23 protein-coding genes and 1 riboswitch are annotated in these 25,841 nt (G+C 65.3%); of the genes, 14 read left to right on the forward strand and 9 right to left on the reverse strand.

All coding sequences use genetic code 11. The features are described 5' to 3' along the window. Positions 1 to 6 precede the first annotated feature (6 nt). Both DX923_RS12330 and DX923_RS12335 read left to right on the forward strand, forming a co-directional pair. Positions 7 to 1,497 (forward strand): DUF1846 domain-containing protein, encoded by a 1,491-nt coding sequence (locus DX923_RS12330; protein WP_116116321.1) that lies wholly within the window; start codon positions 7 to 9, stop codon positions 1,495 to 1,497. Between the two features lie 132 nt (positions 1,498 to 1,629). Next, positions 1,630 to 1,911 carry a DUF1540 domain-containing protein gene (locus tag DX923_RS12335; protein ID WP_116115337.1) on the forward strand — a complete coding sequence of 94 codons (282 nt, stop codon included), beginning with the start codon at positions 1,630 to 1,632 and terminating at the stop codon, positions 1,909 to 1,911. A 101-nt stretch (positions 1,912 to 2,012) separates the two neighbouring features. On the opposite strand, the gene DX923_RS12340 is transcribed toward DX923_RS12335, so the two are convergent. The 3 genes from DX923_RS12340 to DX923_RS16260 form a co-directional block, all read right to left on the reverse strand. Then, complete coding sequence (locus DX923_RS12340) at positions 2,013 to 2,840, reverse strand: hypothetical protein (RefSeq protein WP_116115339.1); 828 nt, start codon at positions 2,838 to 2,840, stop codon at positions 2,013 to 2,015. Positions 2,841 to 2,939: 99 nt separating this feature from the next. Beyond that, positions 2,940 to 3,791, reverse strand: a complete 852-nt coding sequence (locus tag DX923_RS12345; RefSeq protein WP_116115341.1) for a siderophore-interacting protein — start codon at positions 3,789 to 3,791, stop codon at positions 2,940 to 2,942. A gap of 293 nt (positions 3,792 to 4,084) precedes the next feature. Next, a complete protein-coding gene (locus tag DX923_RS16260) occupies positions 4,085 to 4,225 on the reverse strand; it encodes a hypothetical protein (protein ID WP_162872947.1) in 141 nt (46 codons plus the stop codon). Between the two features lie 28 nt (positions 4,226 to 4,253). On the opposite strand from DX923_RS16260, the gene DX923_RS12350 reads away from it, so the two are divergent. Then, complete coding sequence (locus DX923_RS12350) at positions 4,254 to 5,465, forward strand: acetate/propionate family kinase (protein WP_116115343.1); 1,212 nt, start codon at positions 4,254 to 4,256, stop codon at positions 5,463 to 5,465. Between the two features lies 1 nt (position 5,466). Further along, on the forward strand, positions 5,467 to 7,533 hold the full coding sequence (gene pta, locus DX923_RS12355) for a phosphate acetyltransferase (protein WP_116115345.1): 2,067 nt from the start codon (positions 5,467 to 5,469) through the stop codon (positions 7,531 to 7,533). Positions 7,534 to 7,601: 68 nt separating this feature from the next. Here the strand turns inward: pta and DX923_RS12360 are convergent, their stop codons facing one another. Further along, positions 7,602 to 7,997 carry a VOC family protein gene (locus tag DX923_RS12360; protein WP_116115347.1) on the reverse strand — a complete coding sequence of 132 codons (396 nt, stop codon included), beginning with the start codon at positions 7,995 to 7,997 and terminating at the stop codon, positions 7,602 to 7,604. 143 nt (positions 7,998 to 8,140) lie between these two features. On the opposite strand from DX923_RS12360, the gene DX923_RS12365 reads away from it, so the two are divergent. After that, positions 8,141 to 9,025 carry a glycosyltransferase family 2 protein gene (locus DX923_RS12365; protein WP_162872948.1) on the forward strand — a complete coding sequence of 295 codons (885 nt, stop codon included), beginning with the start codon at positions 8,141 to 8,143 and terminating at the stop codon, positions 9,023 to 9,025. Here DX923_RS12365 and DX923_RS12370 read toward each other — a convergent pair. Together DX923_RS12370 and DX923_RS12375 are read right to left on the reverse strand one after the other, a co-directional pair. Next, the gene (locus DX923_RS12370) at positions 8,992 to 9,981 is read right to left on the reverse strand and encodes a M56 family metallopeptidase (protein ID WP_116115351.1); all 990 of its coding nucleotides are present in this window, start codon (positions 9,979 to 9,981) and stop codon (positions 8,992 to 8,994) included. The two genes, DX923_RS12365 and DX923_RS12370, sit on opposite strands and share 34 nt — an antisense overlap. Then, positions 9,978 to 10,388, reverse strand: a complete 411-nt coding sequence (locus tag DX923_RS12375; RefSeq protein ID WP_240322628.1) for a BlaI/MecI/CopY family transcriptional regulator — start codon at positions 10,386 to 10,388, stop codon at positions 9,978 to 9,980. Before DX923_RS12375 ends, DX923_RS12370 begins: the two co-directional genes overlap by 4 nt. A 110-nt stretch (positions 10,389 to 10,498) precedes the next feature. On the opposite strand from DX923_RS12375, the gene DX923_RS12380 reads away from it, so the two are divergent. Then, positions 10,499 to 11,254 carry a DsbA family protein gene (locus tag DX923_RS12380; protein ID WP_162872949.1) on the forward strand — a complete coding sequence of 252 codons (756 nt, stop codon included), beginning with the start codon at positions 10,499 to 10,501 and terminating at the stop codon, positions 11,252 to 11,254. Between the two features lie 3 nt (positions 11,255 to 11,257). Continuing rightward, complete coding sequence (locus DX923_RS12385) at positions 11,258 to 12,073, forward strand: cytochrome c biogenesis CcdA family protein (RefSeq protein WP_116115357.1); 816 nt, start codon at positions 11,258 to 11,260, stop codon at positions 12,071 to 12,073. Between the two features lie 83 nt (positions 12,074 to 12,156). Here the strand turns inward: DX923_RS12385 and DX923_RS12390 are convergent, their stop codons facing one another. Then, positions 12,157 to 13,251: a ribonucleotide-diphosphate reductase subunit beta gene (locus DX923_RS12390; protein WP_240322629.1), complete on the reverse strand. Its 1,095-nt coding sequence runs from the start codon at positions 13,249 to 13,251 to the stop codon at positions 12,157 to 12,159. Further along, positions 13,233 to 15,776: a ribonucleoside-diphosphate reductase subunit alpha gene (locus DX923_RS12395; protein ID WP_116115359.1), complete on the reverse strand. Its 2,544-nt coding sequence runs from the start codon at positions 15,774 to 15,776 to the stop codon at positions 13,233 to 13,235. Before DX923_RS12395 ends, DX923_RS12390 begins: the two co-directional genes overlap by 19 nt. A gap of 112 nt (positions 15,777 to 15,888) precedes the next feature. Next, a riboswitch (cobalamin riboswitch) is annotated at positions 15,889 to 16,100 on the reverse strand. Positions 16,101 to 16,337: 237 nt separating this feature from the next. Between DX923_RS12395 and DX923_RS12400 the strand changes: the two genes are divergently transcribed. From DX923_RS12400 to DX923_RS12425, 6 genes are all read left to right on the forward strand, one after another. Beyond that, positions 16,338 to 16,760: an ArsR/SmtB family transcription factor gene (locus DX923_RS12400; RefSeq protein ID WP_116115361.1), complete on the forward strand. Its 423-nt coding sequence runs from the start codon at positions 16,338 to 16,340 to the stop codon at positions 16,758 to 16,760. Further along, positions 16,757 to 17,677: a cation diffusion facilitator family transporter gene (locus DX923_RS12405; protein WP_116115363.1), complete on the forward strand. Its 921-nt coding sequence runs from the start codon at positions 16,757 to 16,759 to the stop codon at positions 17,675 to 17,677. The genes DX923_RS12400 and DX923_RS12405 overlap by 4 nt, the downstream gene beginning before the upstream one ends. A gap of 795 nt (positions 17,678 to 18,472) precedes the next feature. After that, positions 18,473 to 19,738, forward strand: coding sequence for a lipase family protein (locus DX923_RS12410; RefSeq protein WP_116115365.1), 1,266 nt, complete (start codon positions 18,473 to 18,475; stop codon positions 19,736 to 19,738). Positions 19,739 to 20,160: 422 nt separating this feature from the next. Beyond that, a complete protein-coding gene (locus DX923_RS12415; RefSeq protein ID WP_116116323.1) occupies positions 20,161 to 21,432 on the forward strand; it encodes a lipase family protein in 1,272 nt (423 codons plus the stop codon). Positions 21,433 to 22,171: 739 nt separating this feature from the next. After that, entirely contained in the window at positions 22,172 to 22,564 is a 393-nt protein-coding gene (locus DX923_RS12420) for a YccF domain-containing protein (protein ID WP_116115367.1), read from the forward strand. Positions 22,565 to 22,991: 427 nt separating this feature from the next. Further along, positions 22,992 to 24,368 (forward strand): NupC/NupG family nucleoside CNT transporter, encoded by a 1,377-nt coding sequence (locus DX923_RS12425; RefSeq protein WP_205413042.1) that lies wholly within the window; start codon positions 22,992 to 22,994, stop codon positions 24,366 to 24,368. Between the two features lie 111 nt (positions 24,369 to 24,479). Here DX923_RS12425 and DX923_RS12430 read toward each other — a convergent pair whose 3' ends face one another. After that, entirely contained in the window at positions 24,480 to 24,908 is a 429-nt protein-coding gene (locus DX923_RS12430; protein ID WP_116115369.1) for a glutaredoxin domain-containing protein, read from the reverse strand. Between the two features lie 195 nt (positions 24,909 to 25,103). Between DX923_RS12430 and DX923_RS12435 the strand changes: the two genes are divergently transcribed. After that, the gene (locus DX923_RS12435) at positions 25,104 to 25,817 is read left to right on the forward strand and encodes a GntR family transcriptional regulator (RefSeq protein WP_116115371.1); all 714 of its coding nucleotides are present in this window, start codon (positions 25,104 to 25,106) and stop codon (positions 25,815 to 25,817) included. The last annotated feature ends 24 nt before the right edge of the window (positions 25,818 to 25,841 follow it).

A 25,841-nucleotide genomic window follows, 5' to 3' on the forward strand; every position in this document is an offset into this window, starting at 1 on the left:
GTGACCATGCGCAAGACCGGGTTCGACCGGGAGAAGTATCTGGAACTGCAGTCGGGCCATATCAAGGCCCGCCGTGAGCAGCTCGGGGGCAAGCTCTACCTGGAGTTCGGGGGCAAGCTCTTCGACGACCTGCACGCCTCGCGGGTCCTTCCCGGGTTCACCCCGGACAACAAGGTCGTCATGTTGGAGACCTTGAAGGACGATGTCGAGATCGTCATCGTCGTGAGCGCGAAGGACTTGACCCGGAACAAGATCCGCGCCGACCTGGGCATCACGTACGAGCAGGACGTCCTGCGGATGATCGACACCTTCCGGTCGTACGGCCTGCTCGTCGGCAGCGTCGTCATCTCCCGGATGACCCCGGACAACCAGCCTGCGGCGGCTTTCCGTCGCAAGCTCAAGCGGCTGGGGCTGAAGGTCTACCGTCACTACCCGATTGCGGGGTACCCCAGCGATATCGCCCAGGTGGTCAGCGATGACGGTTATGGTCGCAACGAGTACGTCGAGACCACCCGTGACCTGATCGTCGTGACCGCTCCGGGGCCGGGCAGCGGCAAGATGGCCACGTGTCTGTCGCAGATGTACCACGACCACCAACGCGGGATCCGTTCCGGGTACGCCAAGTTCGAGACCTTCCCGATCTGGGACCTCCCGCTGGACCACCCGGTCAACATGGCTTACGAAGCGGCCACGGCCGATCTCGACGATGTCAACATGATCGATCCCTTCCACTTGGCGGCCTACGGCGAGCAGACCGTCAACTACAACCGTGACGTCGAGGTCTTCCCGGTCCTGAGCGTCCTCTTCGAGAGGCTGCTCGGGCACTCCCCGTACCGTTCTCCCACGGACATGGGCGTCAACATGGTGGGGCGGTGCATCAGCGACGACGAGGTCTGCCGTGAAGCCTCCCGCCAGGAGGTCATCCGACGCTACTACCAGGCGTTGGTCCACGAGCACCGGGACGGCCTGGAGCCGGTGTCCTCCGAGCGGATCGCCTTGGTGCTGAGCCGGTTGGGCATCGAACGGACCGATCGCCCCGTGGTCACCCCCACTCTGGAGATGGCTGCCCGGACGAAGGCTCCTTCGGCGTCGGTGCAATTGCACGACGGCCGGGTCATCACGGGCAAGACCTCGGCTTTGCTGGGGGCCTGTTCGGCGATGCTGTTGGACGCCTTGAAGGCCTTGGCCGGGATCGACGAGGACGTGCATCTGCTCTCGAAGGAGACCATCGCACCGATCCAGAGCCTGAAGACCGGTCACCTGGGCAGCCATAACCCGCGCTTGCACACCGACGAGGTGTTGATCGCCCTGGCGGTGAGCGCGAACACCGATCCGCTGGCCAAGCGGGCGATGGCCGAGTTGCAGCATCTGCGTGGCTGCGATGTACACACCAGTGTCATCCTCGGACCGGTCGACGAGAACATCTTCCGTCAGCTGGGCGTCCATGTGACCAGCGAGCCGGTCTACCAGACGGAGAAGCTCTACCGAAAGCGTTGAACCAGTAAGAAATTCAGGGGAGCCTTACCTTTCTTGCGGGCTCACGTCAAGAGGCCTAACGTCATGAGTTCGGGATATACGGGCGAACTGCCGTCCTTCCACCGAAGACACCCCTCGTCCGAAAGGCTCATCATGTCCGCGCTTGCCACCGTCTCCTCGTGCTCGACCACCTCGTGCTCCTACAACCGTTCCGGGTGCACTGCTTTTGCGATCACCGTCGGGGGCCCTTCCGGCGGCGCTTCCTGCAGCACCTTCATCGCCCTGGACGCCCGTGGCGGAGGCCAGAGCACCGACAGCCGGGTCGGCGCATGCCAGCGGCTCGACTGCACCCATAACACCGACCTGATGTGCACCGCCGACGGTATTGAGGTCGGTGGCGAGAGCGCACGCTGCGAGTCCTACTCGGCGCGCTGACCACCGGACCACGTCGCCCGGACGTGAGGAGGGGCGGAGACCACGATGTGGCTCCGCCCCTCCTCACGTCCGGGCGATGCTTTCCCGCCGGGAGTCGATACTCAATGGCGGGCACAACGGATCAAATAATCGATCTCAGTACGCAGGCCGGCCAGATCCCGGACCGGACCCCGGAAAGCCCCGTAGACGACATCGGTGACCTCATCACCGACCCTCATCAAGGTCACGCCACCCTCGTCTATGTCGACGCAGAAGACCTCACCACGCACGTGCACACACGGCTGGTGGCTCGGACGTTCAGCCAGTAGGCGGCCGACGAGCCGACCGCCCCTGACCGCCTCGCACACGTCGTGCAGCTCCGGCACCGTCGTGGCCGCGATGACGTCATGCGCAGCGAGTTCGTCGCCTTGCTGAGGAAAGGGCTCTTCTCGAGGGGCCCCGTCGACGATCTCGTCGAAAGACAGGGGCGTCGCCCCGGAGGAGTCGTGGACGAGAACCCGGTCGACCCTGATCGTGCCGATCCTGAGGCCGGGGAGCCCGGCGACGGTCACGATCGTTTCGGGAAGGACGCCTTCCTTCAGGCAGGAGGTCCGGCCTTCCTCGGTCATCCAGTCGATGTCACCGAGCATGTGCACCGTCGCCGAGGTGATCCGCACCCGCGGCTCGGCCGCCTCCCGTCTGATGTCACAGCGCACCTTGACGGGCTCGTCTCCCCAGTCGCTGGATCGCTCGTCGAGAAGGGCCACCACGAAGTCGCCCCGCGTGGTGAGCCCGTGGGCGATCACCGGGTGCCCGCGTTCGGGGTCGATACGGAAAGCCACGAAGGACGCGGCACCTGCGCCGGAGAGGATGCGGCGGGCTGCGGACCGGGTACGACAGGCCAGGGCCTGCTCGAGCTGGAGAGTGGCCGAGCCGGAGGGCGGCGTCATAAGCAGGACCTTTCGCCGGTGAGTCAGGTGAGCCTTACCTTACCTTTCCTGTTTTCCCGAGGAGTCCGACCGCCCTGGAGATGTGCCCCACCTCCTCGATCAGGGGCGCGCCGCGCCCCGCCGCCAGTAGCCGGAGAAGAGGACCGAGCGACGATTCAGGCCGCACTCCTTCACCAGATGGCGCCGCCCCGCAGCCGCCAGTGACTGCTCACCGCAGACCCAAGCGTAGGTCACCCCCGTCGTATCGGCCTCGGCCACGAGGGGAAGCACCGCCGAACCTGGGTCGCCCTCCCCCCGACAGACCTGGATGATCTCGAAGGGCGCTTGGATCCGAGCGGCATGGTCCGGCGTCGGCAGTTCCACGTAGGCGATGACGGCATCCGTCGACCCGACGGTTTCCTGCACGTGGTCGGCCATCGCCGAGAGCGCAGGAAAAGCCGCCTCGTCCGCGACGAGCAGATGCCGTTCCCCTTTCACCGGCGCACGATACCCGCCGGTCCCCTCCCGGAATCCGACCTCGTCACCCGGTCGGACCAGGCGCAGGAATGCCCCGCCGGGACCCCCTTCATGGATGACGATGTCGACATCCACCTCGGCCTCGGCAGGCCGGTGCGCCCGGATCGTGTACCACCGCAGATCCGGCCGATCCTGTTCCGGCATCCGGATGATCTCCTTGCGTAGGTCCAGCCGGTTGCCTTCGGGGAGCACGAGCGGTCGGTCAGGTCGAGGCATCACCAGACCGAAGTATTCGTCGGCGCCCAGCCTGGTGTACTCCCGGAAATGCTCGGACCGGAGCGTCAGCCGCCGTACCTGGGGTGCAACATCCTCCACGGCAGTCACCACGGCCCGGGCCAGCTCGTAGACCTCCCGGCGCGGCGGAGTGGCCATCAGGTGCTCGGCCGCGCCGGACATCAAGGCCAGGTAAGCGCGTTCAGCCAGCGAATAGCTCATTCCATCCTTCTTCCAGAAGCAGGGTGCGCTCCCGGAGCGGCCGTGACCTCAGGGGCCACCCCCTCCAGAAAACTAAGGTAAGGCTAACCTCACAAAGGGTGATCGTCCTTTTCCTGGCTACCCTCCGGAATAGGACACCAAGCCACCCGTCGACTCACCACGCGCCCCATCGCGACAACACCCCGCACCTCGCCGAAGCCAGCTCAACGAGCATCCGAACCAGATGCAGCAGCTGCAAACCCGTGCTTCGACCTCGAGCCCGACAGCAGCCTGACAGCGGGTACGTATACTGGTCAGACTCCCGGCCCGGCCGAGTCCGAAGCACGATCGACTCCGACCACCAGGTACGCGGCACGCATGAGACCCGAGCCTCCGGTGATGGTCCGACCAACGGCGGATGGCGATCGGGAGATGTGTGGCGTCCGGCCGGTCATGACACCAACTCTGGAAGGTTCACACGACGTGTCCACAGCGGTACTCGTCCTCAACTGCGGCAGCTCATCTGTCAAGTTCGCCCTCATCGACCCGGTCACGGGGGTCCGCCACCTCAGCGGCCTCTCCGAGCGGGTCGGCACCCCCGAGGTCACGATCACGGCGAAGATCGGCGCCGAGAAGACAGCCCTCGACGGCATGACCAGCACCGACCACCAGGGAGTCGTCGGCCGGATCCTCTCCTGGGTCACCGAATGGGCCCAGGCCCACGGCGTGGAGATCAGCTCGGTCGGCCACCGGATGGTCCACGGCGGCGCCTCCTTCGCGGAGTCCGTCCTGCTCGACGAGGCCGCCATGGCCGAGGTCAGCCGGTGCATCCCCCTCGCGCCCCTGCACAACCCCGCCAATATCGCCGGGGTCGAGGCCGTCACCGCGACCTACCCCGACGTCCCCCAGGTCGGCGTCTTCGACACCGCCTTCCACCAGACCATGCCCGCCGTGGCCTACCGCTACGCCGTCCCGCAGGAGTGGTACACCGACTACGGTGTCCGCCGCTACGGATTCCACGGCACCAGCCACCTGTACATCTCCGCACAGGCCGCCGAGATGGTCGGACGCCCCCTGTCCGAAATGCGCGTCGTCACCGCCCACCTGGGCAACGGATGCTCACTCACCGCCATCAAGGACGGCATCAGCGTCGACACCTCCATGGGCCTGACCCCCCTCGAAGGCGTCATGATGGGCACCCGCTCCGGCGACCTCGACCCGGGCATCCTCGCCTACATCGCCGGCCGCACCGGCGCCGATGTCGACCAGGTCACCGATGCCCTCAACAAGCGCAGCGGCATGCTCGCCCTCTCCGGCGTCAGCAACGACCTGCGCGAGGTCTGGGCGGCAGCCGACTCCGGCGACGCCGACGCCCTCCTCGCCCTGGACGTCTTCTGCTACCGGATCGCCAAGTACGTCGCCTCGCTGGCCGTGCCGCTGGGTGGCCTCGACCTGCTCGTCTTCTCCGGCGGCATCGGCGAGAACGACGAAGGCGTGCGCGCCCGCGTCATCGAGCACCTGGGCTTCCTCGGCCTGGTCCTCGACGCCGAGGCGAACAACGCCTGCATCCGGGGCGCCGCCGGCACCATCACCCAGCCGGGAGCAGCGGCTGCGGTCGTCGTGCCCACCGACGAAGAGCTCGTCATCGCCCGCGACGCGCAGCGCATCACTGCCGCAGCGGGACAGGAAGGCTGAGATGAGCCGCCGCATCCTCGTCGTCCCCGCCAACCACGGCGCCGACTGCACCGCCACCGCCCTGGGCCTGCTGCAGGCCCTGGACGAGCGAGGCATCGACGTGGGCTACCTCAAGCCCTTCGCCCAGGCGTTGCACGGCCGCCCGGACCACGCCGTCGACCTGGTCCGCCTGGTCACCCCGCTGAACCCGCCCGCCCCCATCAGCGTCGCCGCGCTCGAAGCAGGCCTGTCCAAGGGACAGGACGACGACCTCATGGAAGAGGTCGTCGCCCTTGCCGACGAGACCCTCTCCGCCCATGACGTCGTCGTCATCGAGGGGCTGGTCCCCTCCGGGGAGAACGTCTACTCCCAGCGGGTCAACCACATGCTCGCCAAGGCGCTCGACGCCGAGGTCGTGGTCGTCGGCGCCATCAAGGACCACGACCCACAGGCCATCGCGTCCATCACGACGGGCAGCGCCGCCAGCTACCGAGTGGGTGAGGCCAGCCGAGTACTCGGCATCGTCCTGCGTCGGGGCGCACCGGGAACCGAAGCCGACTACCGGGCCGCTTTCGAGAACAGCGGTGAGCGTGTCGTCGGTTTCGTGGAGGCCACCGAGGCCACGGGTTGGCCGCGGGTCAGCGATCTCGCCCAGGAGCTGGGCCTGAAGAAGCTGAACGACGACGGTGACGAGACCCGGCGTATCAAGTCGACAGCCGTTCTGGCCCAGTCGATGCCGGGCTTCCTCCCCGCACTCAAGGACGGCCAGCTGGTCGTCGTCCCCGCCGACCGGCACGATGTGCTGGTCTCGGCCGCGCTGGCCACCATGAACGGCGTGCGTCTGGCTGGGGTCCTGCTCACCGCAGGCATCCGGGCCGACGAGCGGGTGCTGGAGCTCTGCCAGCCCGCGCTGAAGACCGGTCTGCCGATCTACGCCACCGAGGACCACACGATCGACGCGGTCAACCGGGTGCTCTCGCACGGCCCGGAGGTCGCTCCCGACGATGACGCCCGCACCCGTCTGGTCATGGAGACCACGGCCAGCGTCCTCGACGAGGAGTGGGTGGAGTCCCTCACCGACGACCGGGCGAAGCGCCGCCTCAGCCCGGCCGCCTTCCGTCGCTACCTGACCACGCGCGCCCGCCAGGCCGGTAAGCGCATCGTGCTGCCGGAGGGCTCGGAGCCGCGGACCGTCGAAGCCGCGATCTCCTGCGAGAACAAGGGCATCGCGCACTGCGTGCTCCTGGCCCCTCGGGACGAGGTGGAGACCACGGCCAGCCGGTTGGGGCTCACCCTGCCGGAGTCGATCGAAATCATCGATCCGACCGACATCCCGCAGAAGTACATCGACGCCCTGGTCGAACGCCGCAAGCACAAGGGCATGACCGAAGCCGCTGCTCGTGAACAGCTGTGCGACTCCGTCGTCTACGGCACCGTCATGGTGCACCTGGGCGAGGTCGACGGTCTGGTCAGCGGCGCGGTGCACACCACCGCGAACACGGTGCGTCCGGCGCTGCAGATCCTGGGCACCAAGCCTGGGGCGAAGCTGGTCAGCTCGGTGTTCTTCATGGGCTTGCCCGACGAGGTCGTCGTCTACGGCGACTGCGCGATCAACCCCGACCCGAATGCCGACGAGCTGGCCGACATCGCGATCCAGTCGGCCGATTCGGCAGCTGCTTTCGGTCTGGACCCGCGGGTCGCGATGATCTCCTTCTCGACCGGGACCTCCGGCTCCGGGGCGGATGTGGAGAAGGTCGCAGCGGCGACGAACCTGGTCAAGGAGCTGCGTCCGGACATCGCCGTGGACGGCCCCCTGCAGTACGACGCTGCGACGACCGCCTCGGTCGCCCGCTCGAAAGCACCGGACTCGCCGGTGGCCGGTAAGGCCACGGTCTTCGTGTTCCCCGACCTGAACACCGGGAACACGACCTACAAGGCCGTGCAGCGCTCCGCCTCGGTCATCTCCGTCGGCCCGATGCTGCAGGGCATCGCCGCCCCGGTCAACGACCTGTCGCGTGGCGCCCTGGTCGAGGACATCGAGTACACGATCGCGCTGACCGCCATCCAGGCCGCAGCGCCGTCGGCCTGATCCAGGACCCGCTAGAACGCGGTGGTGCCCCCGCCCTCGGGCGGGGGCACCACCGCGTTCTGCTGCGCTCAGGCAGCTTCCGGGTCTGGTTGGTGAAGGCCGAAGACATTGTTCTCGGTGTCGTGGTAGTACCCCTGCCAGGCCATCCCCGGTAGGGCGAACTTCTCCATGGCCACGGTGCCCCCGGCTTCCTCGATCCGAGAGGCCAGGGCGTCGTAGTCCTCGGTCCCGACGGTGAGGACGGCTCCCGCGACTGGACCACCGACCTCCGGGTTGGGCGTCTGACGTTGCATGATCGCACCGTTGATCCCCGGCTCGCCGTCCTCGCCGGTGACCACCCCGTAGTAGGGCGCACCGACGTACTCGCTCCAGTCCTGCATCTGCCAGCCGAAGACCTGCTGGTAGAAGGCGACAGCCCGGGGGACGTCCGCGGCATGGATCTCGAAATGGATGACTCGCGACATTGATCCATTCTCCTGGTGGTGTCACCGGAATGCCACTGGAGCGCTGCGAGCACCACTACAGTGGCGAGATATCCGAAATAACCGATTTTTCCGCGTCAGCGGAATCGAGTCCAAGATCATCTCCCCCGTCGATTGGAGAGAATGTGCCCAGGCTGACGATCATGATGGCTGCCCGTAACGCAGAAGAAACCGTCGCGAAGGCCGTCTCCTCGACCCTGCGAGCTGCACCCGCCGACACCGAACTGGTCGTCTGCGACGATGCAAGCACCGACCGGACCATCGAAAAGATCGAGTCCTTGGCCGACCGTCGGGTCCGGGTGATCCGCCACGCCGCATCACAAGGCAGCGGCGCAGCACGACAAACCGTTCTGGATTCCACAGACAGCGAATTCGTCGCGAACATGGACGCCGACGACATCTCCTTGCCCTGGCGTTTCCGCCGGGCGATTCCCGCACTGGAAGGACATGATGCCGTCTTCAGCGGCGCTGTGGCCTTCGGTACCGGCTACCCCGCCCGGCCCAGTCTGACCTTCTCCCTACCGGCCCAGGAGATGCCGACGATCCTGGCGATCCACAACCCACTGTTCCACTCCAGCATGCTGGCCCGCAGAGCCGCGGTGGAAGCGGTGGGTGGTTATCAACGCCTTCGCCGAGGCCAGGACTACGACCTTTGGCTACGAATGTCCGCCAACAGATCGAAACTGAGACGGGTGGCCACGCCGATGATCGGCTACCGGTTCTCCCGGACCCAGATCTCCGGAAGCACCGACTATCTGGCGCTGATGACGGCCCAGCCCGAACTGCAAAGTTCCTACTGGGCGAATCTGAACCTCGTACTCGGCAGCCGGATCGCAGCCCGGCTCGATGCCCACGCCGACCCCGCAGCCATCCGGGATGCCGTGCACCAGCTGGCCCGCTCTTTCCGCCCCGCGACCCGGGCGCGCTACCGCCGAGTGCTGAACCGGGCGACGGTGCCCGCACTCCCCCACCCGGATCAGAGACATCCCCGGAGGGCTGTTCCCACATAGGGCAGCGGCGCCGTCGCTCCGGCCAAGGCCAGGGCGATCACACCGGCGGCGAGGAGGACGGCCGGGCGAGCCGCCGGAGCAGGGTCGACCGGACACACCAGGTGCCGGATCCGTTGCGGACCAGCGGCGTGCAGAGCATGCGCCTCGCAGAACTCGGTCTCACGCGGCCCGGCAGGTTCACCCAGCAGCAGCAAGGCAGAAGCCAGAGCCGGAGTCCCGACACACGCCTTGGCCGCGTCATCGGCCGCGATCTCCAGGTAGTGGGGAACAGCGTCTGCCGCCGCAGCCATGAGCGGCACCGCCCGTAACGGACGGGACAGCAGCGCCGCGAACCCACCGAGCAGGTGGTGTCCTTGCTCGAGATGAGCGGCCTCGTGAGCGAGAACTGCAGCCAGTTCCTTCTGCCCGAGGACGCCGAGCGCCTTGGTGGACAGGACGATACCGCCGCGCCGTCCGGGCAGCGCCACCGCGAAGGGCTGCGGGTCGTCGACCACGAGGACATCGTGTCCATGCAGCGTCGTGGACACTCCCCGGCGACGCAGGCGGGCCGACGCCTGCCTGGTGATCCGGGCCCGACGGGATCCTTCTACCAGCAGGGACGACACGAGGGCGCCTCCGACGAGCGCCGATGCCACGAGAAGAAAAATTGCGCTTGGAGGGATCTCCGTGGCAAAGGGACCGTCGCTGGAGCCGACCGAGCACCGACCACAGCTCTGAGGGGTGTGCCCCAGCAGCCGAGGACCGGCCAGCACCCAGGCGAACAGCGGGCCGAGCGCAAGCGTGGCCAGCACCCACAAGCCCATCCCCGCGGTGAGCAGATGCGCAGCGGTGCGTGGCCGGTGCATCAGCGCGGGCGCGGCCCTGCGGAGCAGGAATGGCGCACCGACCGCTGAGATCAGGAGCCCCAGCATGATCGTCATCGCGACGACCAGAAGTGGATCGATCCCGGCGATCACCGCCGCCCTCCGATCTCCTGGTCAGCGAGATAGGCGCGGAGCAGGGCCCGATCACCTTCAGGAATGGCTTCGACGAAATGCAGGATGGATGCAGCCCGGTCATGGCTGGCGTCGAGGGCATGACTCATCAGGGATGCCGTGTGGGCTTCACGGCTGGTGCGAGCGGCATAGCGTACGGAGCGGCCGTCCTTGTGCGCCTCGACCAGTTCTTTGCCGACGAGGTGACCGAGGACGGTGGCGATGGTCGTGTAGGCGGGGCGCCCGTCGAGGACGGTGATGATGTCGCGGATGGAAGAGGGGCCCCGATCCCAAAGAATGTCGAGGACGTGGGCTTCGAGAGGGCCCAGGCGCGGGCTGTCGGCGTGGCGTGGCGCGCGCATATCACCGGTGCTCTTTCCTCGCGTCATGGCCCCGAGTCTCCCAGACCGTCGACGACGATGCATAGTCGACTATGTGCCATAGTCAAAAGCTCCGGCACAGCACCCGGCGACATCATCCGCACGACGAGGAGAAGCCCATGCCCGAACGACCCACCCCGGCACGATGGCGGTCCTGGGCGGTGCCGATCACGGTCGTCATCGTCGCGGCGTCCCTGCTGCTGCTCACCTATCTGGCGCAGCAGAACAACGGACCCCAGCAGCCGGGCAGCCCTGCTGCGGCCACGAAGTCCACTCCGGACGGGAAGGGGCAGAGCCCTGCTCCGGACGGCATCGAGGAAGCGATCAAGAAGGTACAGCGCCGCGATCCCAAGGATCTGCTCAGCGTTGGGCCTGTCGATGCCCCGGTCGTCCTGATCGTCTTCTCCGACTACCAGTGCACCTTCTGTGCCCGGTGGACCCATACCACTCTCCCGGAGATGAAGAAGCGCGCGGACGCCGGTCAGCTGCGCATCGAGTGGCGCGATGTCAACATGTACGGCGAGAACTCGAAGCGGGCGTCGCTGGCCTCCTACGCCGCTGCCCGTCAGGGACGTTTCTGGGACTACCACGACAAGCTCTTCCCCGAAGGCAAAACGCGCCCCAAGCCTCAGATGACCGCTGACGCGCTGATCGCCACTGCCACGGAGATGGGACTGGACGCGAAGAAGTTCAAGGAGGACATGGAGAGCACCGAAGCTCTTGGGGAGATCGCCCGGAACGAGAAGCTGGCGACCGATCTCGGTGCCGCTGCCACTCCGGCCTTCCTCATGGGCACGAAGCCGATCTCCGGGGCACAGCCGACCGAGGTCTTCGTGCAAGCCTTCGAGCAGGCTCTCGCGGCGAGCAAGCACTGACCGATGGATATCGGACTACTCGCTGCTTTTCTCGGTGGCACGCTCGCGCTACTGAGCCCGTGCGGGGCTCTTCTGCTCCCGGCGTTCTTCGCGGCGACGGTGGGCACCGGTCCTCGGCTGCTCCTGCACGGGGCGCTCTTCTACGCCGGACTGTTGACGGTTCTGGTTCCCTTGGGGTTGGGTGTCGGCGCGCTGGGATCGGTCGTGGCCACCCAGCGCGACACGATCGTGCTGGTCACAGCGATTGTGCTGGTGCTCCTCGGGTTGGCTCAGATGGCTGGGTTGGGTTTCGACGCCGCTAGCGCGCTCCCGGGGATTCGTGGCCTCCAGGAGAGCACGACCCGCCGCACCGGCGCACTCAAGACGGTCCTGCTGGGCGCGGCCGGTGGAGTCACCGGCTTCTGTGTCGGGCCGATCCTGGGCGCGGTGCTCACTTTGGCTGCGACGCGTGGCAACACGGTTGCTGCCGGCGGGCTGCTCGCCGTGTACGGCGCGGGGATGGTTGTTCCGCTGCTGTTGATCGCCGCAGCCTGGCACCGGATGAGCGATCATTCCCGGGCTGCGTTGCGAGGACGCCCGGTGCGGGTCTTCGGGCGGGAGCTGCATTCGACATCGCTGCTCACCGGGGCCTTGATCGTGGCCCTGGGGGTGCTCTTCTGGGCCACCGACGGGCTACTGACGATGCCCGAGCTGGTTCCGGTGAGCACTCAGGACTGGTTGCAGCAGCAGGTCGCCGCGCTGGCCCGCAGCTCGTACGACGTCATCGCCATCGTGCTCGTCGCCGCGGTGGTCCTGGTGGTCTGGGCGCGGAAACGGTAGAACACCAGCGACCCCGGACACCGCGCGAGCCCGCCCTCACACCCGACGCGTAGGGGTGAGGGCGGGCCGCTTTCCGACCGGGCTCAGTCCCAGGAGAGGGAGCCGCCGGTCTGGTATTCGGTGACCCTGGTCTCGAAGAAGTTCTTCTCCTTGACCAGGTCCATGGATTCGGACATCCACGGGAAGGGGTTCTCGTCCTCGCCGTAGAGGGGCGCCAGGCCCAGCTGTCCGCACCTGCGGTCGGTGATGAAGTGCATGTACTGCTCGACGTGGGCGACGGTCATGCCGAGCATGCCGCGCGGCATGATGTCGCGGGCGTAGGCGATCTCCAGGTCACAGGCCTCCCGCAACATGGTGCGCACCTCGTCCTGGAAGTCGACGGTCCACAGGTGCGGGTTCTCCAGTTTGATCTGGTTGATGCAGTCGATGCCGAAGTTCAGGTGGATCGACTCGTCACGCAGGATGTACTGGTACTGCTCGGCGATACCGACCATCTTCCCTCGGCGACCCAGCGAGAGGATCTGCGCGAAGCCGGTGTAGAACCACATCCCTTCGAAGACGACGTAGAAGGCGACGAGGTCGCGCAGGAAGGCCTGGTCCGCCTCGACGGTGCCGGTGGCGAAGGTGTCCGACTCCAGGTTCTGGGTGTATTTCAACGCCCAGGCATCCTTGTCGGTGATGGAGGGCACCTCGCGGTACATGTTGAACAGTTCGCCCTCGTCGAGGCCGAGGCTGGTGCAGATGTACTGGAAGGTGTGGGTGTGCACGGCTTCCTCGAAGGCCTGACGCAACAGGTACTGACGGCATTCGGGGTTGGTGATGTGCCGGTAGACGGCCAGGACGATGTTGTTCGCCACGAGTGATTCCGCCGTGGCGAAGAACCCGAGGTTCCGTTTGAGCATGAGGCGTTCGTCGTCGGTGAGGGCGTCCGGCGAGCGCCACTGGGCGATATCGGCCTGCATGGCGACCTCGGTGGGCATCCAGTGGTTGTGGCAGCCGGCGAGGTATTTCTCCCAGGCCCACCCGTACTTCATGGGCAGGAGCTGGTTGACATCGGAACGTGCGTTGATCATCGCCTTGTCGTCGACGTGGACCCGGCCGACGTCCTGGACGTGCAGGCTGTCGAAGGACGCGCTGTCCTGGGCGTTCTGGGTGGCGGTCACTGGCAGGCCTCGCATTCGGGGTCGGTGAGTGAGCAGGCGGCCGGGGCGACGGCGGGTCCGGCCGGGATCTCGACCGGCCCGGCAGCCGGCACCGGGGCGGCGAGCGCCGCTGGGGAGACGGCGTTGAGGCGACCGTCGGTGCCTCGGAGGGTGGACTTCTCGACCTGGGTGGCGGCGCGGGCGCGCAGGTAGTAGGTGGTTTTCAGTCCGGATTTCCAGGCGGAGCGGTAGAGTTCGTCGAGGGCTCGTCCGCTGGGTTCGGCGACGTAGAGGTTCAGGGATTGGGCTTGGTCGATCCATTTCTGGCGTCGGGAGGCGGCTGCGATCAGCCAGCGGGGGTGGATGTCGAAGGCGGTGGCGTAGATGCGTCGCAGGTCGTCGGGGATGCGGTCGATCCGGTCGAGTGCGCCGTCGTGGTACTTGAGGTCGGCGATCATCCGGTCGTCCCAGAGGCCGCGTTCTTTCAGGTCGCCGACGAGGTGGGCGTTGACGACGGTGAAGTCGCCGGACATGTTGGCCTTGACGAAGAGGTTCTGGAACTGGGGTTCGATGGAGGGGGCGACTCCGCAGATATTGCTGATGGTGGCGGTGGGGGCGATGGCCATCACGTTGGAGTTGCGCATCCCGTTGGTGCGGACGTGTGTGCGCAGCCGGTCCCAGTCGAGGGTGTGGCTGGTGTCGATGTCGAGTTCGCCGTCGTGTCGGGTGGCGGCCAGAAGTTGGAGGGAGTCGATCGGCAGGATGCCGCGGCTCCACAGGGAGCCGTCGAAGCTCTGGTAGCTGCCGCGTTCGGCGGCGAGGTCGGCGCTGGCTTCGATGGCGAAGTAGCTGAGGGTCTCGGTGGAGTAATCGGCGAAGTCGACGGCTTCGTCGCTGGCGTAGGGGATTCCGAGGGTGAACAGGGCGTCCTGGTGTCCCATGAGCCCGAGGCCGACCGGGCGGTGCCGCAGGTTGGAGCGGCGGGTCTCGGGGATCGTGTAGTGGTTGATGTCGATGACATTGTCGAGCATGCGTACTGCGGTGCGGACGGTGCGCCGGAGTTTGTCGACGTCCAGTCCGGTGGGGGTGATGTGCCGGGCGAGGTTGACCGAGGCGAGATTGCAGACGGCGACTTCGTCGGCGGTGGTGTTGAGGGTGATCTCGGTGCACAGGTTGGAGGAGTGCACCACCCCGGTGTGTCCTTGGGGGGAGCGCACATTGCAGGGGTCTTTGAAGGTGATCCAGGGGTGGCCGGTCTCGAAGAGCATGGTGAGCATGCGCCGCCACAGGTCCTTGGCGGGGAGTCTGCGGTGCAGCCGGAGTTCGCCGCGGTCGGCGGCGGCCTCGTATTCGGCGTACCGGCGGCTGAATTCTTCGCCGTACAGGTCGTGCAGGTCGGGGGTCTCGTCGGGGGAGAACAGGGTCCAGGAGCCGTTGGATTCCACTCGGCGCATGAATTCGTCGGGGATCCAGTGGGCGGTGTTCATGTCGTGGGTGCGGCGGCGGTCGTCGCCGGTGTTCTTCCGCAGGTCGAGGAATTCCTCGATGTCGATGTGCCAGGTCTCCAGGTAGGCGCAGGCGGCGCCTTTGCGTTTGCCGCCCTGGTTGACGGCGACGGTGGTGTCATTGGCGATCTTCAGGAAGGGGACGATGCCTTGGCTGCGCCCGTTGGTGCCGTGGATGTGGGCGCCGAGGCCGCGGACGGGGGTCCAGTCGTTGCCCAGTCCGCCGGAGTACTTCGCGAGGAGGGCGTTGTTCCGGTAGGAGGAGAAGATGCCGTCGAGGTCGTCGGCGACGGTGGTGAGGAAGCAGCTGGAGAGCTGGGGGCGGGTGGTCCCGGCGTTGAACAGGGTGGGCGTGGAGGTCATCAGGTCGAAACCGGAGAGCATCCGGTAGAACTCGATGGCTCGGGCCTCTCGGTCGTCCTCGCGCAGGGCGAGTCCCATGGCGACTCGCATGAAGAAGGCCTGGGGCAGTTCGAAGCGGGTTCCGTGTTCGTGCAGGACGTAGCGGTCGTAGACGGTCTGGAGCCCGAGGAGCCCGAAGTCGAGGTCGGCGGTGCCGTCGAGGGCTGCGCCGATGCGGTCGAGATCGTAGGTGAGCAGTTCGGGGTCGACCCGGCCGAGATCGACCGCCCTGCGGAGGTAGATCGGGAAGTAGCTGGCGTATTCGTCGTTCATCTCCTCGGCGGTGAGCTGTCGAGGCGTTCCGGCGAGGTGGCTGAGGGCTTCGGTGCGCATCCGGTCGAGGAGGAGCCGGGCTGCGACCTGGGAGTAGCCGGGCTCACGTTCGACGAGGGTGCGAGCGGCGAGGATGAGCGCGGTGGCCAGTTCGTCCTGGGTGATGCCGTCGTAGACGGTGCGGCGCAGTTCGCGCAGGACGGGTTCAGCGGTGACATCGGAGATGCCGTGGGTCGCTTGGTCGAGGAGCCGGTGGATGCGCGGCCGGTCGAGAGGCGAGGTGCTGCCGTCGCCTGCGGTGACGGTGATCTCGGGCAGGCCCGTGATGGGTTCCTCGCGCTGGGTCGACGGTGGTGCAGGCGGGGCGGTGGTGCTCGTCATCGTCTGTCTCCTCGCAGGTCGAGGCCGCGGGGTAGGGACGACGGGCGCGCAATGGCATGGCCGCGCGGGGTGTCGCCCGGCCCTCCCTCGAGGCCGTGGACGCGTAGGGCTGTCGCCGTACGCACCGGAGGCAGGTCTTCGGACTCATGGGCGTGGTTCGGGCTGGTCGCCGTCTCCGCCTACTGCCCGTCGCTTCCCAGGCTGTCGCCCAGTGCTCTTGACGGGTGTCGTTCCCATTCACCGCTGCGGGGCAGCCCCGGATTCACACCGGGTTCCCTCTTTCCCCACGCTCGACGAGCGCGGACCACCAGCGACACAAACCCTACATGTTGTGGTGCCGAAGAAAAAAACCCGAAGATATTGGCGTGTCGAAGCCTCAGCACTCCTGCAGTCCACCGAGAGATCCCCCGCGAACTCAACGACCAGCTCAAGAACGTCTCGGATGAATCCGGCGAAAAAGACAGCAGGCCAACAGGTTCCATAAGTAGGCCCTTCCCTCGCCCCTCAGCATCACCTATCATCTGTTCAGATATTCAGATGTAGCGTTCATTGGAGGTAGGCATGTCGGAGACCGTTCGGGGGCTCGATGGCTGCGCGACCGGTTCGGCCAATCCGGACAAGGTCCGTCTCGTCGCGAGACAGATCCCTGCAGAGGAGGAGATCACCCGGGTCAGCGCCCTGTTCAAATTGCTCGGCGATGCCACGCGGACCCGGATCCTGTACGCCTTGCTCGAAGGCGGCGAGCTGTGTGTCTGCGACCTGGCCGCAGCCACCGGAACAACCGAAACCACTGTCTCCCAAGCACTCCGGCTGCTCCGCGCCTCCGGTGTCGTCGCCGGCCGTCGCGAAGGTCGCAATGTCTTCTACCGGCTGTTCGACGCCCACGTCCGGATGCTGCTCGATGTCACCCGCGAACACACCCTGCACGAACATTCCTCCGAGAGCAGCACGGGCCGCAGCGAGCAGCTGAGGGACGCGCGATGAGCGGCCATGGGCACGGACATGGGCACGGACACGCCGTCAGCGTTTCAGCCACTGGGCGCCACCAATGGCGCCTGGCGGTCTCCTTCGCCCTGATCGCCGCCTTCTTCGTCGTCGAACTGGTCGCCGGCCTCGCCGCAGGATCCCTTGCGCTGATCAGCGACGCCGGACATATGGCGGCGGATGTGGTCACTCTGGGAGCAGCACTCGTCGCCTCCCGCATCGCCACCCGCCCTGACACCACCGGGCGACGGACCTTCGGCTCCTACCGGGCCGAGGTCTTCGCCTCCGGCCTGGCCGTCATGATCATGCTCGGGGTATCGGCCTACATCGCCGTCGAAGCCATCGCCCGCCTGGGCGCGCACCACGAACCGGCCTCGACCACCATGCTGGCCGTCGGGACGCTAGGGCTGGTGGTCAACGTGATCGGCTTGGCTCTGCTGCACAGCGGAGCTGGAGAGAGCCTCAATGTCAAAGGCGCCTACCTCGAGGTCCTGGCCGACACGCTCGGTTCAGTGGGCGTCATCGTGGCCGCTGCCCTCGTCCATTTCACCGGGTCACCCTGGTGGGACACCGGCGTGGCACTGGCCATTGCCCTTTTCGTGGCAGTGCGCGCCTGCGCCCTGGGCAAGGAGGTTCTTGCCGTTCTGGGGCAGCACGCCCCCGCGGGCATCGAACCCCTTCAGGTCCAGAAAGCTCTGGAAGAGGTCCCCGAGGTCACCGAGGTCCACGACCTCCACCTGTGGCAGCTGACTTCCGGCATGAATGTGGCCACCGCCCATCTGGTCACCACGGCCGAACACAAAGCAGACATCCTGACCCTGGCCAGCGCCATGCTGCGGGAGAAGTTCGACATCGCCCATGCCACCCTCCAGGTGGAGACGACGGAGCGCGCTCAGTGCCTGGGCGCAGACTGGTGAGCAGTCCCGGAGAGATGAGCAGCACTCCCAGGCGGCTCGGCCAGGCCTCCCGCAGGCCGAGCCGCCGCCCTGCAAGTTCACCGGCATGTCAATAAAAGATTTTCATTTTCGCTAATGGACAGGGGGCCTGATGGCCTCCCGCGAACTCGAAAGACACCCGGCAGATCCGCGTAGGCCGCAGAACTCACCGCCGGGCCGCCCCCCACGGGAACAATCCCACCCCGTCGAAAGACATCTCCGTCGAGATGTCCTCCAGCCCCCCCGCCGGCCCCCTCATCCACCCCGGGCCACCTTGCCGTTGATGGCGGCTATTCCCTTGCACTGCAAGGCAATTCGGAAATTTATCTGCCCGCAGGACAGTAAAAGAAAGCCTCACACCCCCGCAGGAGATCAGTACTAGAGCTGATATCAGCAGCTTGCGCCCATCGACCGAATCATGGCTCACTAATTCCTCACCTAGAACTACGGGAAGCCCACTTCGAAACAGAGCGAAGCCCGCCCTTATAGATATAGCCGTAAATTTTTTTAGAAAAATATGTGAACTCTCCCGAAAGCACCTGAGGGGCCCAGAAATTCGCTGGTCAGAACCGGTGCTACGATGCCCACGCAGCGCTCCTATGTGATACATGGAGCATCATCGCTAACGCCATTTATCACAAAAGGTGCACTGTGCCTCACTTCCTCACGTTCACCCACGACGAAAACAGTGAAATCCCGGCTTCGCGCCCGCACTGAAGCAGAGCCGTGGGTCACCCCACCCATGGGCATGGGTAAAAACGGAAAAAGGAACGCCATATGCGCATTGCACGAGGTCTCGCCTGCCTTGTCGTCTCCGCGACAGCGTTGACGGGTATCGCACCCGTCGCCTCCGCAGCCGAGATCCGGAAGCCTCCGGGCACCTCCGGCGCCTCGACGGTCACGGGAGTGGCCGAAGCGAGCCGCCCCGCTTTCTACGAACCACCGAAACAGATTCCGGCCAAGCCCGGCAGCATCATCCGCAGGGAAAATGCCCGACGAGGCATCGACCCGCTCAATGTGGCATCGGTCGCCTACCACTCGACACGCCTGCTCTATTCCTCGATCGACCGCAGCGGGACACCCGTCGCCATCTCCGGAATGCTCGTCGTACCGGCCACCCCCTGGAAAGGCAAGGGCCCCCGACCGGTCATCGCCTATGCCCCGGTCACCCAGGGCATGGCCGACCGCTGCGCGCCCTCCCGCCGTTCCGCACGACTCCTCGCCTACGACGAGCTCTTCTACTGGAACCTCCTCCGAGACGGCTACGCGGTCGCCATGACCGACTACCAAGGGCTGGGCACCCCCGGCACCCACACCTACATGAACCGGGTCTCCCAAGGACGAGCCGTCCTCGACATCGCCCGGGCCGCCCTGAAAGTCAGGGACGCCGGGCTCGACCCCGATGCTCCGATCGGGATCGCCGGTTACTCCCAAGGCGGTGGCGCCGCCGCCTCAGCAGCCGAACTCGCCTCCAGCTGGGCCCCCGAACTCAAGGTGAAGGGGGCCTCGATCGGAGCGCCTCCGGCAGATCTCAGCAAGATGACCTCGGGCATCGACGGCAAAGAATCCTCGATGTTCGTGATGTACGCCTTGGCCGGGTTGATGAGCAGCTACAAGCTGAACCCCAACACCTACCTGAGCGAAGAAGGCAAGTACTACCTGCGCAGGGCGGAGGACAGCTGCATGGGGGACAAGAGTTCCCTGGCGAATGTGCCCTCCAATGTTCTGCTGAAGAGCAAGAAGCCTCTCTCCGAGATGTTCGGCCATGAGCCTTTCCGCTCGATCCTGGCCGACAACAAGATCGGCAACCGGAAACCGAATATGCCGGTGATGATCACTCATTCCACCAAGGACGAGACCATCCCGTACGCCTTGTCCAGCCGACTGAAGCAACAGTGGTGCGCGGCGGGTACCCCGGTCGCCCTGCTCCCCAACCAGGCGAAATCCCACGCCTGGGGGATCAAACCACACATCATCGACAGCCGGATCTTCTTCACCCAGCTGTTCGCCGGAATCAAAATCGAGAGCAGCTGCGGGCAGTAGGTGCCTCTGCGCAGTACCTGATGGGCCACGGAGAGTCGACCAGCGGACCCGGTCAGCTCCCCTTCCCCGTCGTCCGGGGTGTTGCCCTGCACCCCGGACGACCTCCCTCCCCCACCGAGGGGTCCGATCACGACAGGAACGACCGGGCAGGGGCATACCGGAAAAGGCCGACAAAGAAACTCAGTTCCCTTGTCGGCCTTTCAGTTTCCCAACTTGTGATGGTGCTACCATGCCGACGCCGCACCCCTATGTGCTATAGGAAACATCCCCTAATTTCCTGGTCAAGCCTATCCGGGGCATGGCATGTCAGGGCCGTCCGACCCCACGGCAGCGCCCTGACACCTGCCGTCCACCCCGGTACGGCAGGAGCACGACAGATGTCTCACCGTGACAACGGTGAAAACAGAAAAGGGAACGACCCTATGCGCCTTACCCGAGACCTCGCCTGCCTCGTCGTCTCCGCGATCGCCCTGACCGGCATGACATCCCCTGCCTCAGCCACCGAGAACCGGAACACCCCGGGCACCGCCGGAGCAAAGCCCATCACCGAGATCACCGAGAAGAAGCGCCCTGCTTTCTACGAACCACCGAAGGACATCCCCCGCGAACCCGGACGCGTCATCAGGTCGGAATATGCCTCACGCCAGATCGATCCGCTGCGCGTAGGCGCCCTCTCCTCCAAGGCGAACCGGGTTCTCTACTCCTCGGTCGACCGCACCGGAACACCGATCGCCGTCTCGGGCTTGGTGGTCGTCCCCACCTCCAAATGGAAGGGCAAGGGACCCCGCCCGATCATCTCCTATGCGCCGGTCACCCAGGGCATGGCCGACCACTGCGCCCCTTCACGCCAGGCAGCCCGGTTCATGGCCTTCGAGGAGCTCTTCTACTGGAATCTGCTCCAAGACGGCTACGCCGTGGCCATGACCGACTACCAAGGGCTGGGCACCCCCGGCACCCACACCTACATGAACCGCATCTCCCAAGGACGAGCCGTCCTCGACATCGCCCGGGCCGCGATCAACCTGCCCGGATCGGGGCTCTCACCCGAATCACCGGTAGGGATCGTCGGCTACTCCCAAGGCGGTGGCGCCGCCGCCTCAGCAGCCGAACTCGCCTCCAGCTGGGCCCCCGAACTCAAGATCAAAGGCGTCTCGGTCGGAGCACCTCCCGCCGACCTGGGACAACTGGCTCAGGTCGTCGACGGCAAACAGACCTCCATGTTCATGATGTACGCCCTCACCGGCATCATGGCCGGCTACGGGATCAACCCGAAGACCTACCTCAGCGACGCCGGGGAGAAGATGCTCGCCCGCGTGGAGAACAGCTGCCTCGGTGACAAGAACGCCTTCGCCAAGGTCTCATCCCTCAGTCTGTTGAAGAACGGGAAGCCCCTGATCGAACACTTCAACCGCGAACCCTTCGCCTCCATCCTGAAAGAGAACACGATCGGCAGGCACAAGCCGAATATGCCCGTCCAGATCAATCACTCCACCAAGGACGAGACGATCCCCTACTCCGCAGGCAAAACGCTTCACCAGCAGTGGTGCAAGGCTGGCGCCACCGTCGCACTGAACCCCAACGGCGGACTCTCCCACGCCCTGGGACTGACCCCGCACACCAAGCAGACCCGAGCCTTCTTCAAGCAGATGTTTGCCGGACAGAAGCTCGTCGGCAACTGCGGAAAGCCGTCCTGACCCACCCGGACGACACACCGACGGACAGCACAGACCGGCCCGGCCTGCTCGCTGAAGTCCCCCTGGGGCATCAGTGCGCAGGCCGGGCCGGCCGCTGGGCCAAGGCCCCTGGAACCACCCGAAGCGGGTAATACGGAAAGATCCGATCAAAAGGTGTTTCCGGATGCCCTCGGGGAATATCGAAGCGACGATTCACCATCGAGCACCGAAACAGGCGGACACCTACCGACGGCGAGTGAATTTACTCGTCGCCAGGGAACAGGATTTATCCGCATCACACACATTCCAAAAAGACGTGATCCACACATACCGTCCCACCCAGGCCGCGACCAGAGTTGTCCGGCACCAGAGTTTCGACCAAGAAAATTAAGGAGACACCCAAGAAAATAATGTAGAGCGTCTCCCTCCACCTGCTCAAAGAAACATCTACGCCAATAGTGTTCCATCTTCTCGTCAGGCGACGGAAGCAGTGGAGCGCACGGAGTCGAGAACGCAAGCATGCCGCGCGGGAGCAACCGAAGCAGCTTCCCCTTCACCGCCCCGAGAGAACAGCAGGTCCACGGGCGGAATCCCCAGGCTCTTCAACGCTCCTCACCACTCAGGCCCAAGGGCCTGAACTTCCCGAATTCCCCGAAGGCTCAGAAGAAGCCGGGAGAGAACAGGATTGGGGTGACTCGATGCACCTACGGGGGAATATAATCACTCCGCTTCTTCCAGCACTTCACACTAAGGGACCCACGTGCGCATACTTCTCAATCTTATTTGGCTCGTCTTTTCTGGCTTCTGGCTTTCTTTAGGCTATGCTCTGGCTGGAATTATTTGCTGCATCCTGATCATCACCATCCCCTTCGGGATCGCCTCCTTCAGAATGGCGAACTATGCCCTCTGGCCTTTCGGCAGGGAGGTCATCTCTCGGCATGACGCCGGCGCAGGTTCAGCTATCGGAAACATTCTTTGGTTCATCTTCTGCGGATGGTGGCTCGCCCTTGCCCACATCGGCACCGCGATAGCTCTGGCAGTCACCATCATCGGCATTCCACTGGCCATCGCGAACGTCAAGATGATCCCGCTGACATGCTTCCCCTTCGGCAAGATCATCATCGACAGCGACGAACTGGCCTACCACCGGTAAGGGCCCTGGCCACACAGGCCCATCCCCCGACCTCCAGACATCTCGACGTCAAGGTGGTCGGGGGAATCTTTATCAAAAGGTCATTCAGCGCAACAGTGCGACTTCGCCTGATCGAAAAGATCACACCATTCCCTGCGAATAAGTATCTCCACGCCGAGAAACAGGGTTCTCACACCCCTGCGAATGCACTCCTCAGACGCCCAAGGCACACCCTCTACCCGCCCCTGAAACCACTCGAGTTCACGAATCCTCCACCCTCACGAAAATTCTCGGAAGGACCCTGAGATACTTACCGCTGGTTGCTGCCGACCCTCTTTGTGACAGTGATTGTCTTCACGAGGGGTGAGGTTCGCTGCCCAACAGCCAAACCCAGGAAATGTGGCGCGGCTGACCACCGTGGAGACTCCAAGAACGAGGAGAGAGACTCGTGCACATCCTGTGGGGCCTGGCAGGGATGCTAGGGCTGCTACTCATCGCTTTCGCCGCGTCGACCAACCGGCGAGCCATCAAACCGCGGACAGTACTCGCTGCACTCGGATTGCAGATCGGATTCGGCGTACTCGTCCTCTATGTGCCTGCTGGAAAGATCGCACTGTCGAAGGCCTCCCAAGGCGTTCAGGCCGTCATCGACTCGTCCAAAGCCGGCATCGGTTTCCTCTTCGGGCCGGCTTTGCCGAAGGACGGGCTGGTCTTCGCCTTCCAGGTGCTTCCGGTGATCATCTTCGTGGCTTCGCTCACGTCGATGCTCTACTACCTGGGATGGCTGCAGAAACTCGTCGCCGTGCTCGGTGGCGGATTGGCCAAACTTCTGGGCACCGAGCGCGCCGAGTCGGTCAATGCCGCAGCGAATATCTTCCTGGGCCAGACCGAAGCGCCGCTGCTCATCCGTCCTTATCTCAAGGACATGACCCGATCCGGCCTGTTCGCCGTCATGGTCGGCGGATTGAGCACGGTGGCCGGATCCGTCCTGGTCGGTTATTCACTGCTGGGCGCGAACCTGGATTATCTGATCGCTGCCAGTTTCATGGCCGCTCCGGGTGCCCTGCTGATGGCCAAGATCCTCGTCCCCGAGGACGGCACGATCGACAGCACCACGCCGGCTGTGGCCACTGCCGGCGCATCAGGCGCAGCAGCCCCGCAGGCGGCTCCCGCCGCCTCGTCCTCCACCGAGACCTCCGCGTCCACCGCTGAGAAGACCGAGACCACGTCGGCTGTTGCGGTGAAGGAGAAGGAAGAGGCGGAGAAGAAGGAAGAGCCGAAGAAGAACGAGGCCGTCGAGGAAGAACCGCAGCACCGTAACCTCATCGATGCGGCGGCCTCCGGCGCGGCCGACGGTCTTCAGCTGGCACTGAACGTCGGCGCCATGCTGCTGGCCTTCATCGCACTGATTGCCCTGCTGAACCTCATCCTGGGCATGATCGGTGGTCTCTTCGGCTACGGCGACCTGAAGTTCGAGAGCATCCTCGGCTATGTCTTCTCCCCGGTCATGGCGATGATCGGCGTCCCGTGGGAAGAAGCCGTCCGCGCAGGCAGCTTCGTCGGCCAGAAGATCGTGGTCAACGAGTTCGTGGCCTTCTCGGCCTTCGGCCCGGAAGCGGCGACCTTCAGCGCCAAGACCGGCGCCATCATCACCTTCGCGCTGACCGGCTTCGCGAACCTCAGCTCCATCGGCATCCTGCTGGGCGGCCTGGGCACCATGGCTCCGAACCGCCGTGGCGAAATCGCACACCTCGGTATGCGCGCCGTGCTCGCGGCAACCCTCGCGAACCTGATGAGCGCGGCCATCGCCGGCATGCTCCTCTGAGTTCCGCCTGTACAGAAGCGGGGGCGGACCACATCCATGGATGTGGTCCGCCCCCGCTTCTCATGTCCCGGAACCAGTTCGCCGAACTCGAAGGGGAAAAGAGGGGCCCGATCAGCCGTGGAGCGCCGCCACGACCTGGTCCGGTGGCGGGTTGATCATCGGGATGCCCTCGATGACCACCGTGGGAACGGTTTCGTCGCCTCCGGTGACCGAGCGCACGAAGGCGGCCGCCTCCGGGTCGTCCCAGATGTCGACCCAGACGACCTCGGCTCGCCCGGCAGCTCCGAGGCTGCGCTGAAGTCGGAGGCAATAGGGGCAACCAGCTCGGTAGTAGATGACGACTTCTCCTTCTCCGACAGCACGGATCGCTCCGTCCTGATCGACCTTGACCGGCAAGCGCATCGGGAGGAGCCAACCGGTGAGTGCGAAGAAGAGGACCGCGAGAACGAGTGGCACGGGCTGCCAGCTTCGTATCGCGTCGATCAGTTGAGCCAGCCCGAGAACTGCGCAGATGCCGGGCAGGAGCCATCCAGTTCGCATATCGGTCAGATTAACGAGTCACCCGGGGTGATGAATGGTTCATTTCTGGGTGGTACCGCGTGGGAGCGGGAAGCTGACGTCATGAGCGAGTAATGAAGTACATGAAACGTTTTCCGTTTGCACACAAGGTTTTCGCTGAAAATTGACAGGGCGAATCCCTTGACGGCACAGGAATATTCGCATGCAATATATCGTATGCCTGTTCCTCAAGAAACGACGCCGCTTCGTCGAGGCCTCCTGCGCGAAGACGTTTACTCCCGCCTCCGCGACGCGATCGTGGACGGCACCCTGGCACCCGGCGAAATCGTTCGGGACAGTGAGCTGGCCCAATGGCTGGGAGTCAGCCGGACACCGGTCCGTGAAGCTCTCCTCCGCCTGACTGCAGCCGGCCTCATCCACGCCCGCCCCGGTAAATCCACCGTCGTCGCAGATATCGACGCCTCTGCCATCCGCGATGCCCAAGCCGTGGTGGCCACCATGCACCGACTCGCCGTCGCAGAAGCCGTCGCCGACCTCACCCGGGCCGACCTGGAACAGATGCGGCAGGCCAATCGCCGGTTCGCCGATGCCATGGCCCGTGGTGACGCAGACGCCGCCCTCGCCGCCGACGACGACTTCCACGCAGTTCCGGTCCACGTCTGCGGCAACGCCGCCCTCGCCGCCGTCCTCGACCAGTTCACCCCGGTCATCCGTCGGGTGGAGAAACTGCGCTTCTCCTCGATCCTCGGCCACGACTCGGTGGAGCTGCACGCTCAACTCGTCGACCTGTGCGAGACCGGCGACGTCGAAGGCGCAGCAGAGATCTCCTTCCAGACCTGGCAGACCCTGGCACCTCTGGTCGACTCGATCGCGCCTCCCAACCCCTACGAGACACCCGGCATGTCTGTAGCCCAACCCTTCAATCTCTGAGCCGTCCAGGGGCTCGGAGCTGCT

The organism is Austwickia chelonae (assembly GCF_003391095.1).
Taxonomy (GTDB): domain Bacteria; phylum Actinomycetota; class Actinomycetes; order Actinomycetales; family Dermatophilaceae; genus Austwickia; species Austwickia chelonae_A.

Excerpts from the sequence above, each read along its gene's own strand:
- DX923_RS12395 (WP_116115359.1), bottom strand. The coding sequence starts at position 15,776 with ATGACGAGCACCACCGCCCCGCCTGCACCACCGTCGACCCAGCGCGAG.
- DX923_RS12335 (WP_116115337.1), top strand. The coding sequence starts at position 1,630 with ATGTCCGCGCTTGCCACCGTCTCCTCGTGCTCGACCACCTCGTGCTCC.
- DX923_RS12430 (WP_116115369.1), bottom strand. The coding sequence starts at position 24,908 with ATGCGAACTGGATGGCTCCTGCCCGGCATCTGCGCAGTTCTCGGGCTG.
- DX923_RS12405 (WP_116115363.1), top strand. The coding sequence starts at position 16,757 with ATGAGCGGCCATGGGCACGGACATGGGCACGGACACGCCGTCAGCGTT.
- pta (WP_116115345.1), top strand. The coding sequence starts at position 5,467 with ATGAGCCGCCGCATCCTCGTCGTCCCCGCCAACCACGGCGCCGACTGC.
- DX923_RS12410 (WP_116115365.1), top strand. The coding sequence starts at position 18,473 with ATGCGCATTGCACGAGGTCTCGCCTGCCTTGTCGTCTCCGCGACAGCG.
- DX923_RS12400 (WP_116115361.1), top strand. The coding sequence starts at position 16,338 with ATGTCGGAGACCGTTCGGGGGCTCGATGGCTGCGCGACCGGTTCGGCC.
- DX923_RS12385 (WP_116115357.1), top strand. The coding sequence starts at position 11,258 with ATGGATATCGGACTACTCGCTGCTTTTCTCGGTGGCACGCTCGCGCTA.
- DX923_RS12340 (WP_116115339.1), bottom strand. The coding sequence starts at position 2,840 with ATGACGCCGCCCTCCGGCTCGGCCACTCTCCAGCTCGAGCAGGCCCTG.
- DX923_RS12415 (WP_116116323.1), top strand. The coding sequence starts at position 20,161 with ATGCGCCTTACCCGAGACCTCGCCTGCCTCGTCGTCTCCGCGATCGCC.
- DX923_RS12435 (WP_116115371.1), top strand. The coding sequence starts at position 25,104 with ATGCCTGTTCCTCAAGAAACGACGCCGCTTCGTCGAGGCCTCCTGCGC.
- DX923_RS12380 (WP_162872949.1), top strand. The coding sequence starts at position 10,499 with ATGCCCGAACGACCCACCCCGGCACGATGGCGGTCCTGGGCGGTGCCG.
- DX923_RS12375 (WP_240322628.1), bottom strand. The coding sequence starts at position 10,388 with ATGACGCGAGGAAAGAGCACCGGTGATATGCGCGCGCCACGCCACGCC.
- DX923_RS16260 (WP_162872947.1), bottom strand. The coding sequence starts at position 4,225 with ATGACCGGCCGGACGCCACACATCTCCCGATCGCCATCCGCCGTTGGT.
- DX923_RS12330 (WP_116116321.1), top strand. The coding sequence starts at position 7 with ATGCGCAAGACCGGGTTCGACCGGGAGAAGTATCTGGAACTGCAGTCG.
- DX923_RS12360 (WP_116115347.1), bottom strand. The coding sequence starts at position 7,997 with ATGTCGCGAGTCATCCATTTCGAGATCCATGCCGCGGACGTCCCCCGG.
- DX923_RS12390 (WP_240322629.1), bottom strand. The coding sequence starts at position 13,251 with ATGCGAGGCCTGCCAGTGACCGCCACCCAGAACGCCCAGGACAGCGCG.
- DX923_RS12345 (WP_116115341.1), bottom strand. The coding sequence starts at position 3,791 with ATGAGCTATTCGCTGGCTGAACGCGCTTACCTGGCCTTGATGTCCGGC.